Source organism: Mesorhizobium sp. M8A.F.Ca.ET.218.01.1.1 (genome assembly GCF_004791165.1).
Taxonomy (GTDB): Bacteria; Pseudomonadota; Alphaproteobacteria; order Rhizobiales; family Rhizobiaceae; genus Mesorhizobium.
On sequence record NZ_SRUZ01000001.1, the window covers coordinates 313,333 to 326,123 of the forward strand.

Genomic DNA, 12,791 nt, shown 5'->3' on the forward strand with positions numbered 1-12,791 from the left:
ACCAACTCACGCCCGCAGCGGCGATGGAATGCAACGCTCAAGGGAGGATATCAGATGAGCTTCTTGAAGAAATTGATGGTGACGGCGGCCTTCTCGGCCGCCATGTTCGTGAATGCCGCCTACGCGGAAAACGTCAAGATCGCGCTGGTGGTGAAGTCGCTCGGCAACGGCTTCTTCGATGCCGCCAACAAGGGCGCCGAAGAGGCCGCCAAGGAACTCGGCGACGTCGACATCATCTACACCGGCCCGACCAAGGCGACCGCCGAGGCGCAGATCGAAGTTGTCAATTCGCTGATCGCGCAGAAGGTCAACGCCATCGCGATTTCCGCCAATGACGCCGACGCGCTGGTGCCGGTGCTGAAGAAGGCCATGGAGCGCGGCATCACCGTCATCTCCTGGGATTCGGGCGTCGCCAAGGAAGGCCGCCAGCTTCACCTCAACCCGTCCGACACCGGCCTGATCGGCGAGACCATCATCAAGCTCGCCGCCGACTATCTGCCGGAAGGCGGCGACGTCGCCATCCTGTCGGCCTCCTCGACCGCGACCAACCAGAACTCCTGGATCGAAGCGGCCAAGAAGGTGCTGCCGGAGAAGTTCCCCAAGATCAAGCTGGTCGCCACCGTCTATGGCGATGACGACTCGGCCAAGAGCACCGACGAGGCCAAGGGCCTCTTGAAGTCCTACCCGAACCTCAAGGCGATCATCGCGCCGACCACAGTAGGCGTCGTTGCCGCCGCCCAGGTCGTCACCGACGAGAACCTGATCGGCAAGGTCAACGTCACCGGCCTGGCGCTGCCGTCGGAGTTCAAGAAGTTCATCGACAACGGCGCCAGCCAGGCGGTTGCGCTGTGGAACCCGATCGACCTCGGCTATTCCGCCGTCTACCTCGCCCATGACCTGGCGGTGAAGAAGGAAGAAGCCAAGCCGGGTGCGACGCTGTCGATCGGCCGTGTCGGCAAGGTCACGCTCGACGACACCAACTCGGCCGCCATGGCTCCGCCCTTCCAGTTCGACAAGTCCAACATCGAGAAGTTCTCCAAGATCTATTGATCACTGAGTTTTTCATGCTGACGCGGCGGGAGTCACATCCCGCCGCGACTTCAAACGGACCTAGTTTCAGGGCTTGATACGGATATGGACACGACGGCCCGACACAGCGAGACAAAGGAGCGGCCTCCGGCCTCGGCTCCACGCCTGACGCTGTCCGGCATTTCAAAAAGCTTTCCCGGCGTGCGGGCCCTGCACAATGTCAGCCTGTCGCTCTATCCGGGTCAGGTGACCGCGCTGATCGGCGAGAACGGCGCCGGCAAGTCGACGCTGGTCAAGATCATGACCGGCATCTACCAGCCCGATGCAGGCACCATCAGCATTGACGGACAGGCCGTGACGCTGCCAAGCGCCCACGCCGCCTTCGGAATTGGCGTCACCGCCATCCATCAGGAAACCGTGCTGTTCGACGATCTCAGCGTCGCCGAAAACATTTTTCTCGGCCATGCGCCGCGCACGCGCTTTGGCACCATCGACTGGCGCATGATGCGCAAGAATGCGCGCGAAGTGCTCGACACCATGCATGCCGGCCATATTGACGCCGATGCGCGGCTCAGGGATCTCGGCATCGCCAACAAGCATCTCGTCGCCGTCGCGCGCGCCATGTCGATCGACTCTGGGATCGTCATCATGGACGAGCCGACGGCCGCCCTTTCGATGAAGGAGATCGAGGAGCTGTTCCTGCTCATCGCGTTCCTCAAGGAGCAGGGCAAGGCGATCCTGTTCATCAGCCACAAGTTCGACGAGATCTACCGCATCGCCGACCGCTACACGGTCTTCCGCGACGGCGAGATGGTCGGCGAAGGGCTGATCAAAGATGCCGGCCAGAGCCAGATCGTACGCATGATGGTGGGCCGTTCGGTCGACCACATCTTTCCGCATCGCAAGGCTGAAATCGGCGCGCCGGTGCTTTCCGTTTCCGGCCTCTCGCATCCAACTGAGTTCAACAATATCGGCTTCGAATTGCACAAGGGCGAAATCCTCGGCTTCTATGGCCTTGTCGGCGCCGGGCGCAGCGAGGTCATGCAGGCGATTTCCGGCATCACCCGCATATCCGGCGGCACGATCACGCTGGAAGGCAAGGCAATCGCGCCGAAATCGGCCGCGGATTCGATCGGGGCCGGCATCGTCTACGTGCCGGAGGAGCGCGGCAAGCAAGGCGTGGTGATCGGCCTGCCGATCTTCCAGAATGTTTCGCTCCCATCGCTCCCCCGCACCTCCAAATCCGGCATGCTGCGGCTCGCGGAAGAGTTTTCGCTTGCCCGCTCCTACACCGAGCGGCTGGACCTGCGCGCCTCTTCGCTCAGCCAGGATGTCGGTACCCTCTCGGGCGGTAACCAGCAGAAGGTGGTCATCGCCAAATGGCTGGCGACGACACCCAAGGTCATCATCCTGGACGAGCCGACCAAGGGCATCGACATCGGCTCCAAGGCCGCCGTGCACGGCTTCATGGCCGAGCTCGTCGCACAGGGCCTCTCGGTGATCATGGTGTCGTCGGAACTGCCGGAGATTCTCGGCATGTCCGATCGCGTCGTGGTCATGCGCGAGGGCCTGGTCGCGGCGATCTACGACAATAAGGGACTGGACGCCGAGACGCTGGTCCGGACGGCAGCGGGGATCGCGGCATGACAGCTTTCCTGAAATACCGCGAAATCTGGCTGCTGGCGGCCATCGCCGTGCTGATCGGACTGATCTCGATGCGCTTTCCGGCCTTTGCCGACCCCGGCAACCTGCGCCAGGTGTTCAACGACACCTCGATCCTGATGATCCTGGCGCTCGGCCAGATGGTTGTCATCCTGACCCGGTCGATCGACCTGTCGATGGCCTCCAACCTGTGCTTCACCGGCATGGTGGTAGCGATGCTGAACGCGGCCCATCCGGCGATCCCGATCCCGCTGCTGGTCGTGATCGCGCTTGCCGTCGGGCTGGTGCTCGGCGCCATCAACGGCCTCTTGGTGTGGCGGCTGAACATCCCCTCGATCGTGGTGACATTGGGCACGCTGACCATCTATCGCGGCGCCACTTTCGTCATTTCGGGCGGCGCCTGGGTCAACGCCGACAAGATGAGCCCGGATTTCATCGGCTTTCAGCGCGCGGCCTTGCTTGGCATTCCGGTGCTGTCCTGGATCGCCATCCTGGTCATCGCGCTGTTCTTCGTCTTGATGACGCGTACCGCGCTCGGCCGCTCGATCTATGCCATCGGCGTCAATCCGACGGCATCGGTCTATACCGGCATCGATGTCGGGCGCACGAAATTCATCGTCTTCTGCATCTCCGGCATGATCGGTGGCCTCGCCGGCTATCTCTGGATTTCGCGGTATGTCATCGCCTCGGTCGAGGTCGCCAACGGCTATGAGCTCAACATCATCGCCGCCTGCGTCATCGGCGGCATCTCGATCGCGGGCGGCATCGGCTCGGTCGGGGGTGCGGTGCTCGGCGCATTGTTCCTCGGCATCATCTCCAATGCGCTGCCGGTCATCAACATCTCGCCCTTCTGGCAGATGGCGATTTCGGGCAGCGCCATCATCCTGGCCGTGGTGCTCAACGCCCGCGGCGAACGCCAAAAGGGGCGGATTATTCTGAGGAAGGCGGAGGCATGAGCGGGACGTTGAAGTGCTCCCTTCTCCCCGTCACTATACGGGGAGAAGGTGCCGGCAGGCGGATGAGGGGCGGCGCTTACGGTGCAAACAGGATCGTTGCGAATAGCAACGGTCCGATTTGCCTCGGCCGGAACTCGCCGCATACGTTGAGCACCTCCGAACATTGGCGCCGCCCCTCATCCGCCCTTCGGGCACCTTCTCCCCGTATAGTGACGGGGAGAAGGGACGCTCTTTGCGACGGGCAGCGCCAGCGTCTGGAGCATGCCGCATGACCGATACCCCCGCCCCGCGCCACATTCCCGACCGGCTCGACAAGCCGCTCTCTTCGGCGATCTTTTCCTGGGAAGCGCTGCTGGTCGTGGTGGCCATCGCCATCTTCGCCATCAACAGTTTCGCCTCGCCCTATTTCCTCGACCCCTATTCGCTGTCCGATCTGACCTTCAACTTTACCGAGAAGGGCCTGATCGCCTTTGCCATGGCATTGCTCATCATCTCTGGCGAGATCGACCTGTCGGTGGCCGCCATCATCGCGCTCGCCTCGACCATGATGGGCATGGCGGTGCAGGCCGGCGCCGGCACGCCAGTGCTTGTCTTGATCGGCATCGTCGTCGGCCTCGGCTGCGGCGCCTTCAACGGGCTGCTGGTGACGCGGCTCGGTCTGCCTTCCATCGTCGTCACCATCGGCACGATGAGCCTGTTTCGCGGCATTGCCTTCATCATCCTCGGCGACCAGGCCTACAAGGGCTATCCCGAAAGCTTCGCCTTCTTCGGCCAGGGCTACGTCTGGTGGGTGGTGTCGTTCGAACTGGTGCTCTTCCTCATCGCGGCCGTCGTCTACTGGTTCCTGCTGCACCGCACGAGTTTCGGCCGCCGTGTCTTCGCCATCGGCAACAACCCGGTCGCGGCGCAGTTTTCAGGCGTGCGCGTCGGCCGCATAAAATTCATCCTGTTCTGCCTGACCGGACTGATGTCGGGCATCGCCTCGGTGCTGATCACCTCGCGGCTCGGCTCGACCCGGCCGTCGATCGCACAGGGCTACGAACTCGAGGTGATCACCATGGTGGTGCTTGGCGGCGTCAGCATCCTTGGCGGCGCCGGCAGCATTCTGGGCGTCGTGCTCGCCGCCTTCATCATGGGGCTGGTGACCTTCGGCCTCGGCCTGCTCAACGTGCCCGGCATCGTCATGTCGATCTTCATCGGCCTGCTCCTGATCATCGTCATCGCGCTGCCGATCGTCTGGCGGCGGCTGCGCGGGGGGCGCTGATGCCGCAGAAATACGCGTTCAAGATGATGCTCAAGCCCGGGATGAAGGCTGAGTACAAAAAGCGCCATGACGAGATCTGGCCATCACTGGTCGCGCTGCTGAAGCAGGCCGGCATCTCCGACTACTCGATCCATCTCGACGACGAGACGAACATCCTGTTCGGCGTGCTGTGGCGGCGCGATGGTCACGGCATGGCCGATCTGCCGAAGCATCCTGTGATGCAGCGCTGGTGGGCCCATATGGCCGACATCATGGAGACGAAACCGGACAACGAACCAGTGGCCGTTGCGCTGGAAATAATGTTCCATATGGAATGAGCGCGATCCGCCACGTCGCCGTCATCGATATCGGCAAGACCAACGCCAAGGTGGCGCTGGTCGATCTCGCCACATTGAGCGAGGTGGCGCTGCGCCGGGTGGCGAACGCGCCGTTGCGGCAAGCGCCCTACCCGCATCACGATGTCGAAGCGCTGTGGGCGTTCATCCTCGACAGCCTTGCCGACCTCAACCGCGAACAGCGCATCGACGCCATCTCGATCACCACCCATGGCGCGACCGGCGTGCTGGTCGATGCCTCCGGCGAACTCGTGCTGCCGGTTCTCGACTATGAATTCGGCGGCCCCGATGAACTCGCGGCTGACTATGACGCGATCCGCCCGCCTTTCGCCGAGACCGGCACGCCGCGCCTGCCGCTCGGCCTCAATCTCGGTGCGCAATTCTTCTGGCAGCAGCAAAGTTTCCCGACGGAGTTTGCCCGAGCCGCCGCGATGCTGATGTACCCGCAATACTGGGCGCTGCGCCTGACCGGCGTCGCCGCCAACGAGGTGACGTCGCTCGGCTGCCACACCGATCTGTGGAACCCCTGGACAGCGGATTTTTCGGCGCTGGTCGACCGGCTGGGCTGGCGCGACCTGATGGCGCCCGTGCGGCCGGCCAGGGACCGCCTTGGCCCGATCCTGCCCGTGCTTGCGCAGCGCACCGGGCTCGATCCTCAAACGCCCGTCTTTTGCGGCCTGCACGATTCCAACGCCTCCCTGTTGCCGCATCTCCTGTCCGACGCACCGCCCTTCTCAGTGGTCTCGACCGGCACATGGGTGGTATCGATGGCGGTCGGCGGCAAGGCGGTGGCGCTCGACCCGGCAAGGGATACGCTGGTCAACGTCAACGCGCTGGGCAACCCCGTGCCCTCGGCGCGTTTCATGGGCGGCCGGGAATTCTCGCTGCTGACCGAAGGCGCGGCGCAGGACTGGAGCGACAGCGACGTCGCCGCCGTGCTGGCGCGCAAGACATTACTGTTGCCTTCGACCCAGCAGGGCTCGGGGCCGTTTCCGCATCATGCGGCCGCATGGCGCAAGGGCGAAGCCATCCCTCCCGGCCAGCGCTTTGCCGCCATCTCCTTCTATCTGGCGCTGATGACCGCCACTTGCCTCGACCTCATCGGCGGAGATGGCCCAACGACGGTCGAGGGACCCTTTGCCCGCAACCAATTGTTCACGCGGATGCTCGCCGCGAGCACTGGCCGCGCGGTCATCGCATCGGAAGCCGCGACCGGCACCAGCATCGGGGCCGCCCTGCTGGCATCGGATCAGGGAACGGCCCAGGGCAAGAGCCAGACACGAGAGCCGCCGGCCGATCCGGCCTGGGCGGAGTATGCGCGCGCGTGGCGAGCAGCGGTCGAGGCAGTTGGCTGATCAGAGGATCCGCTTGCCGAAGGCCGACATGACGAAATTGACCGCGTCGATTCGGCGACACCGCCGCGCGGCATGGCGCGCGCCACTTGCGGCATGCCGCACATACCCTTGGTGACGCCGAACACCTTGATATCAGACAGCGCGCAGCGCTCGACGATGGTGCGCGCGTTGCGCTCAATGCGGCCAAGGTCGATGGCGACTTGCGGGCCCGACATTTTATCCCCTGTAGACCAGTCCCTGCGGATCGATCTCCGGCTTGCGGCCGGCAACGAGGTCGGCGAGGAATTTTCCCGAACCGCAGGCCATGGTCCAGCCGACATGGCCGTGGCCTGTGTCGAGATAAAGGTTGCGGTATTTCGCCTGGCCGATGACCGGCACCGAGTTCGGCATCATTGGCCGCAAACCGGCCCACAGCTCCGCCTTCTTCTCGTCGAAGGCGCCGGGGAACAGGTCCTTGCCGGTCCTGAACATGGTGGCAAAGTCGCTGGGCTTGTGGGTGCGGTCGAAGCCGGTGAATTCTGCGGTCGAAGCCAACCGCAATCGATTGCCAAGGCGCGAATAGGCCATCAGCTGGTCCTCGTCGGCGCCGCCCATGGTCGGGCCCTTGCTCTCGTCTTCCAGGGGAATCGTCGCCGTATAACCTTTCACGGGATAGACCGGCAGGTCGATGCCGTAGCGACGGCCGAGCAGCCCACTTTCCGGACCCATCGATAGGACGACGGCGTCACCGGTGACGGGTCCGGCCGAGGTCATCACGGCGCGCACCCGGTCGCCCTCGATGTCGAAGCCCTCGACCGTGGTGCCGTAGCGAAACCTCACGCCGAGCTTTTCGGCGGCATAGGCGGCCAGATTTTCCACGAACTGCCGAGAATCGCCCGTCTGGTCGATCGGCGAATAGACGCCGCCGGCGATCTTTTCCTTGACGCCTGCAAGGCCCGGTTCCAGTTCGACCAGCCGATCGCGGCCGACGATCTCGATCGGCAGGCCATGCTCGGCCAGATAGCGATAATTGTCGGTGCCAGTGTCGAGGCTGTGCTGCGAGCGGAAGAAATACAGGATGCCCTTCTTGCGCTCGTCATAATGGATGCCGGTGTCACTGGAGATGGCATTGATGCAGTCGCGCGAATAGAGCGCGAGCCGCAGCTTGACCTGGCTGTTGGCGCGCAGGCGGGCCACCGTGCACTGGCGCAAGAAGCGCAGACTCCAAGCGAGGAAATAGGGATCGAAGCGCAGCCGCACCTTGATGCCGAGATCATGATTGTAGAGCCCGCGCAGGAACGTCTTAAGTGCCGCCGGCGAGGCCCAGGCGGTGGCGTCGCCCGGAGACACCAGCCCGGCATTCGACTGGCTGGTGCCCCGCCCCGGCGCCGGATGGCGCTCGATCACGGTGACCTCGTGGCCGTCGGCGGCCAGGTAATAGGCGGCCGCCGTACCGACGACGCCGGCTCCAAGCACCGTTATCTTCATGCCATCCCCCAAAGCTGTTCGCGACGTCGCCTCCACGCCTCGTCGCGAATGCTTCCATAGCGCGTCGACACGCGCCTTGCGAGCCCTTGGAGCAAGCGCGCTCAGCCCCGTGCGGAGTTCTTGCTGGTCAAGATGCGCTCCCAGGCCAGCGCGTCATTGACGATCTGGTCGAGATCGTCGCGCTGCGGAGTCCAGCCGAGTTCGGATCGGGCGAGATCGGAATTGGCGACCACCGCCGCGGCATCGCCGGGACGCCGGTCGCCCATCCTGACCTCGAAATCATGACCGTAGGCGCGGCGCACGCTGTCGATCACTTCGAGCACCGAATAGCCGTGGCTGTAGCCGCAATTGGCGACGAGGCTGGCGCCGCCGGCGCGTAGCCGCTGCAAGGCAAGGCGATGCGCGGCAGCCAGATCGCTGACATGGATGTAGTCGCGCATGCAGGTGCCGTCGGGCGTCGGATAATCGGTGCCGAAGACCTGCATGAACGGGCGCTTGCCGAGCGCGGTCTCACAGGCGACCTTGATCAGGTGGGTGGCGCCTGGGGTGGACTGGCCGGTGCGGCCCTTCGGGTCGGCGCCGGCGACGTTGAAATAGCGCAGCGCCGTGTAGCGGATGTCGTGCGCAAGGCCCGCGTCGCGCAGCATCCACTCGCTCATCAGCTTGGACAGGCCATAGGGCGATTCGGGCGCCAGGCGGGCATCCTCGCGCACCGGTTCCAGGCCGGCGCCGCCATAGACGGCGGCTGTCGAGGAAAAGATGAAGTTCGGCACGCCTTCGCGCACCGCGGTTTCGATCAGCGTGCGGGTCTTCGAGGTGTTGTTCTCGTAGTAGGCGAGCGGGTCGGCGACCGATTCCGGCACCACGATGGAGCCGGCGAAATGGATGATCGCGTCGACCTTGTTCTCCCTGATCACCGAGCCGACCAATTCCTTGTCGGCGACATCGCCGACGACCAGCTTCGCCTCCGGCGCCACTGCCCATTCGAAGCCGGTGGAAAGGCGGTCGAGAACGACCACGCTTTCGCCCGCATCCAGCAATTCCCAGACCATATGGCTGCCGATATAGCCGGCGCCACCTGTCACCAAAACCGTCATCCAAATCCTCGCTTACCCAAGATTTATCGGAAACTGTCTCAACAACCGCCTTACTGGAAAGTCTACCGTCTGCCCATTAAAACCCAAGGTAACCAGCGTTCACTTGATGTGGCATCGTGCGGAAACAAAAGTGAACCAAAGAGCGTGCCACGGATTGGGAATAGGCCACGATCCGCCATCGTTAGGAACAGGTCCGGGGCGTGGCATTTTGACCAAATCGGTCCGGTGGACGACCAAAAGACCAATGATTATGATCCCGCGCAAAATTGGGAAGCCGACATGAATTATCAGCGTTTCTTCGAGGACGCGATCGACCAGCTCCATGCCGAGCGTCGCTACCGCGTCTTCGCCGACCTCGAGCGCATCGCGGGCAGGTTTCCGCGCGCCATCTGGCGTTCCAACGGCCGCGCCGAGGAAATCACCGTCTGGTGCTCCAACGACTATCTTGGCATGGGCCAGCACGCCGACGTCATCGCCGCGTTCCAGAGCGCGGCCGGCAAGATGGGCTCTGGCGCCGGCGGCACCCGCAACATTTCCGGCACGTCCAACCCGTTGGTCGAACTCGAGCATGAGCTGGCCGACCTGCACGGCAAGGAAGCCGCCCTGGTCTTCACCTCCGGTTTCGTCTCCAACGAAGCCTCGATCTCGACCATCGCACGGCTTTTGCCCAATTGCCTGATCATCTCGGACGAGCTGAACCATGCCTCGATGATCGAAGGCGTGCGGCGCTCGGGCGCCGAGAAGAAGATCTTCCGCCACAATGACGTCGCGCATCTGGAAAGCCTTTTGCAGACGGCCGGGCGCGAACGTGCCAAGCTGATCGTCTTCGAAAGCGTCTATTCGATGGATGGCGACATCGCACCGATCAAGGAGATCGTCGAGTTGGCCGAGCGCTACAACGCCATGACCTATATCGACGAGGTCCATGCCGTGGGCATGTACGGGCCGCGCGGCGGCGGCATCACCGAGCGCGAGGGCCTCGCCGACCGCATCGACATCATCGAGGGCACGCTGGCCAAGGCCTTCGGCACGCTGGGCGGCTACATCACCGGCACCAGTGCCGTCATCGACGCGGTGCGCTCCTATGCGCCGGGCTTCATCTTCACCACCGCGCTGCCGCCGGCCATCGCCGCCGCGGCCACCACGTCGATCCGTCACCTGAAGCGCTCACAGGCCGAACGCGACGCCCAGCAGCAGCAGGCGGGCCGAACCAAGCAGATCCTGTCCGCCGCCGGTCTGCCGGTGATGGAATCGCCGACCCACATCGTGCCGGTGCTGGTCGGCGATCCGGAACTCTGCAAGATGGCCAGTGACCGCCTGCTCGGCGTGCACGGCCTCTACATCCAGCCGATCAACTACCCGACCGTCCCGCGCGGCACCGAGCGGCTGCGCATCACGCCGACGCCATTCCATTCGGATGCGCTGATCGCCGAACTTCAGGACGCGCTGGTCGAAACCTGGGACGCGCTCGGCATCCCCTACGGTTCGGCGGGACGGCCGGCCGTCGCGAAAAGCGACCGGATCATTCCGCTGCTGGTGCCCAAGTCGGGCGGGTGAAGGCGAGCTTTGTCACCCTCTCGCCGTCATTAGAACCGCAGCGCTGCCCCTCATTGTCCCGCCGGACATTTCTCCCCGTATAGTGACGGGGAGAAAGAGGCTGTCGCGGAGAGTTTCGCCAATCGCAAGCGTTGCAGAACAGGCGCCGGCGTTGCGGCCAGCCTTCTTCTCCTCGTCACTATACGGGGAGAAGGTGCCGGCAGGCGGATGAGGGGCGACGCTAACCTATAAAGCAAGCAGCCTCAAACCGTCTTCATCCAGCCCGCCAGCCTGTGGGCCGCTTCCTCGAGCTGGTCCAGCCTCCGGTGGAAGCACAGCCTCAAAAACGCTTCGCCACCCGGGCCGAAGGCGGTGCCGGGTGCCAGGCCGACATTGGCCTTGTCGACGATGTCGAAGGCAGCGCTGCGTGAATCGGTGATCCCGTCGACCGTGAAGAACAGGTAGAAGGCGCCCTGCGGCACGGTGAACCGCGCCTTGCCGGTTTCGCCGAGAATGCCGCAGACCAGGTCGCGGGCCTTTCTCGCCCGCTCCACCTGTTCGGCGACGAAGGCATCGCCCTCGTCGAGCGCCGCGATCGCGCCGCGCTGCATGAACTGGGCGACGCCCGAGTTGGAATACTGGATCAGGTTCTCGAACACCTGCTGCAGGCTTGGATGCGTCTTGACCCAGCCGACCCGCCAGCCGGTCATCGCCCAGTTCTTGGAGAAACTGTTGACGAACAGGATGCGGTCTTCCGCCTCCGCGATGTCGAGGAAGGACGGCGCGCGGCCGTGACCATAGTGAAACAGCGAATAGATCTCGTCGGCGATGATCCACAGGCCCTTGGCGCGAGCGAGATCGAGGATCGCCCGCAAGGTCTCATGGTCGGCGGTCCAGCCGGTCGGATTGGACGGCGTGTTGATGAACAGCACCTTCGTGCGCGGTGTGACCGCCGCCGCGATCTTCTCGACGTCGCATGACCAGCCATTTCCGGAATGGTCGAGCGTGACCGGCACCGGCACGGCCCCCGCGATCGCGGCGGCGGCGTCGAAATTCGGCCAGGCGGGCGACAGATAGATCACTTCATCGCCGGCGCCCGCAAGCGCGTCGAGCGCCAGCTGGATGGCATGCATGCCGGAGCCGGTGACGATGAATTGCTCCTCGGGGAAGGTCTTGCCGAAGTGCCTGGCGTAGTAACGCGCCAGCGCCTGCCTCAGATCGGGAATGCCCCTCTGCCAGGTGTAGAACGTCTCGCCGCCGGCCAGCGCCTTCGACGCGGCATCGGTGATGAAGGACGGCGTCGGCAGGTCGCCCTCGCCGGCCCAGAGCGGGATCAGGCCTTCGCGCAATCTGCCGTAGTTGACGACGGCGACGATACCGCTTTCAGGCGCGGCCAGGGCCTCGGGGCGCAGGGTCTGGATCAGGGTCATTGGGCAGGTCCGTTGTCTCGGGCGTTCGTAAGGGCTGCTTACCAGATACGAAAACAGAAAACCCCGGCCGCGAACGACCGGGGTTTTGGTCCAGAAGAACCGTATCCGTCTATCGCCTGGCCAGCAAATCGCGGATTTCGGTCAGAAGCTGTACATCGGCGGGGGGCGGCGCGGCCGCCGGCGCCGGCTTTTCTTTTTCCAGGCGCCTGCGCATGTTGTTCACGGCCTTGACCATGAGGAAGATGATGAAGGCGAGGATGATGAAATTCAGCACCACGGTGATGAAGCTGCCATAGGCGAAAACAGCCCCTTGCTTCTTGGCGTCCGCCAGCGAGGTGGCGTTGACGGCCGAGGAAAGCCCAAAGAAGTAGTTGTTGAAGTCCAAACCGCCAAAAATCGCGCCGACAATCGGCATGATGATGTCGTTGACCAGGGAATCGACGATCTTGGAAAAGGCAGCGCCGATGATGACGCCGACGGCCAAGTCCATCACGTTACCCTTGGAAATGAATTCCTGGAATTCTTTCAGCATTCGACCCTCCTTGTCATGGCGGGCCGCACAGCCGTCCCATCCCTGCGGCACCGACCCGGCGACACCATAACAAAAACCTTGGGTTGCACCATCGGCTAAAAGAAGAAAGCAACCGCTTTCTCCTTACC

11 protein-coding genes are annotated in these 12,791 nt (G+C 63.7%); 7 read left to right on the forward strand and 4 right to left on the reverse strand.

Annotated features, from left to right (window positions below):
* Nucleotides 1-54: 54 nt before the first annotated feature.
* From rhaS to EN861_RS01575, 6 genes are all read left to right on the forward strand, one after another.
* Nucleotides 55-1,050, forward strand: a complete 996-nt coding sequence (gene rhaS, locus EN861_RS01550) for a rhamnose ABC transporter substrate-binding protein (protein WP_135861998.1) — start codon at nucleotides 55-57, stop codon at nucleotides 1,048-1,050.
* 84 nt (nucleotides 1,051-1,134) lie between these two features.
* Entirely contained in the window at nucleotides 1,135-2,676 is a 1,542-nt protein-coding gene (locus EN861_RS01555; protein WP_135862000.1) for a sugar ABC transporter ATP-binding protein, read from the forward strand.
* The gene (locus EN861_RS01560) at nucleotides 2,673-3,647 is read left to right on the forward strand and encodes an ABC transporter permease (protein WP_135862002.1); all 975 of its coding nucleotides are present in this window, start codon (nucleotides 2,673-2,675) and stop codon (nucleotides 3,645-3,647) included. Before EN861_RS01555 ends, EN861_RS01560 begins: the two co-directional genes overlap by 4 nt.
* Before the next feature lie 268 nt (nucleotides 3,648-3,915).
* Nucleotides 3,916-4,911, forward strand: a complete 996-nt coding sequence (locus tag EN861_RS01565; protein ID WP_135862004.1) for an ABC transporter permease — start codon at nucleotides 3,916-3,918, stop codon at nucleotides 4,909-4,911.
* A complete protein-coding gene (gene rhaM / locus EN861_RS01570) occupies nucleotides 4,911-5,228 on the forward strand; it encodes an L-rhamnose mutarotase (RefSeq protein WP_135862006.1) in 318 nt (105 codons plus the stop codon). Before EN861_RS01565 ends, rhaM begins: the two co-directional genes overlap by 1 nt.
* A complete protein-coding gene (locus EN861_RS01575; RefSeq protein ID WP_135862007.1) occupies nucleotides 5,225-6,601 on the forward strand; it encodes an FGGY-family carbohydrate kinase in 1,377 nt (458 codons plus the stop codon). The genes rhaM and EN861_RS01575 overlap by 4 nt, the downstream gene beginning before the upstream one ends.
* Nucleotides 6,602-6,817: 216 nt before the next feature.
* Here the strand turns inward: EN861_RS01575 and EN861_RS01585 are convergent, their stop codons facing one another.
* Together EN861_RS01585 and galE are read right to left on the reverse strand one after the other, a co-directional pair.
* Nucleotides 6,818-8,068, reverse strand: coding sequence for a D-amino acid dehydrogenase (locus EN861_RS01585; protein ID WP_135862009.1), 1,251 nt, complete (start codon nucleotides 8,066-8,068; stop codon nucleotides 6,818-6,820).
* A gap of 101 nt (nucleotides 8,069-8,169) precedes the next feature.
* Complete coding sequence (gene galE, locus EN861_RS01590; protein WP_135862011.1) at nucleotides 8,170-9,165, reverse strand: UDP-glucose 4-epimerase GalE; 996 nt, start codon at nucleotides 9,163-9,165, stop codon at nucleotides 8,170-8,172.
* A 279-nt stretch (nucleotides 9,166-9,444) separates the two neighbouring features.
* On the opposite strand from galE, the gene hemA reads away from it, so the two are divergent.
* Nucleotides 9,445-10,722 (forward strand): 5-aminolevulinate synthase, encoded by a 1,278-nt coding sequence (gene hemA / locus EN861_RS01595; RefSeq protein WP_135862013.1) that lies wholly within the window; start codon nucleotides 9,445-9,447, stop codon nucleotides 10,720-10,722.
* Between the two features lie 242 nt (nucleotides 10,723-10,964).
* On the opposite strand, the gene EN861_RS01605 is transcribed toward hemA, so the two are convergent.
* Both EN861_RS01605 and mscL read right to left on the reverse strand, forming a co-directional pair.
* The gene (locus EN861_RS01605) at nucleotides 10,965-12,131 is read right to left on the reverse strand and encodes a pyridoxal phosphate-dependent aminotransferase (RefSeq protein ID WP_135862015.1); all 1,167 of its coding nucleotides are present in this window, start codon (nucleotides 12,129-12,131) and stop codon (nucleotides 10,965-10,967) included.
* 109 nt (nucleotides 12,132-12,240) lie between these two features.
* Nucleotides 12,241-12,663, reverse strand: coding sequence for a large conductance mechanosensitive channel protein MscL (gene mscL, locus EN861_RS01610; RefSeq protein ID WP_127279505.1), 423 nt, complete (start codon nucleotides 12,661-12,663; stop codon nucleotides 12,241-12,243).
* Nucleotides 12,664-12,791: the final 128 nt, after the last annotated feature.

Coding starts and splice junctions, on each gene's coding strand:
- EN861_RS01585 (WP_135862009.1), bottom strand. CDS start 8,068: ATGAAGATAACGGTGCTTGGAGCCGGCGTCGTCGGTACGGCGGCCGCC.
- rhaS (WP_135861998.1), top strand. CDS start 55: ATGAGCTTCTTGAAGAAATTGATGGTGACGGCGGCCTTCTCGGCCGCC.
- EN861_RS01605 (WP_135862015.1), bottom strand. CDS start 12,131: ATGACCCTGATCCAGACCCTGCGCCCCGAGGCCCTGGCCGCGCCTGAA.
- EN861_RS01565 (WP_135862004.1), top strand. CDS start 3,916: ATGACCGATACCCCCGCCCCGCGCCACATTCCCGACCGGCTCGACAAG.
- rhaM (WP_135862006.1), top strand. CDS start 4,911: ATGCCGCAGAAATACGCGTTCAAGATGATGCTCAAGCCCGGGATGAAG.
- mscL (WP_127279505.1), bottom strand. CDS start 12,663: ATGCTGAAAGAATTCCAGGAATTCATTTCCAAGGGTAACGTGATGGAC.
- galE (WP_135862011.1), bottom strand. CDS start 9,165: ATGACGGTTTTGGTGACAGGTGGCGCCGGCTATATCGGCAGCCATATG.
- EN861_RS01575 (WP_135862007.1), top strand. CDS start 5,225: ATGAGCGCGATCCGCCACGTCGCCGTCATCGATATCGGCAAGACCAAC.
- hemA (WP_135862013.1), top strand. CDS start 9,445: ATGAATTATCAGCGTTTCTTCGAGGACGCGATCGACCAGCTCCATGCC.
- EN861_RS01555 (WP_135862000.1), top strand. CDS start 1,135: ATGGACACGACGGCCCGACACAGCGAGACAAAGGAGCGGCCTCCGGCC.
- EN861_RS01560 (WP_135862002.1), top strand. CDS start 2,673: ATGACAGCTTTCCTGAAATACCGCGAAATCTGGCTGCTGGCGGCCATC.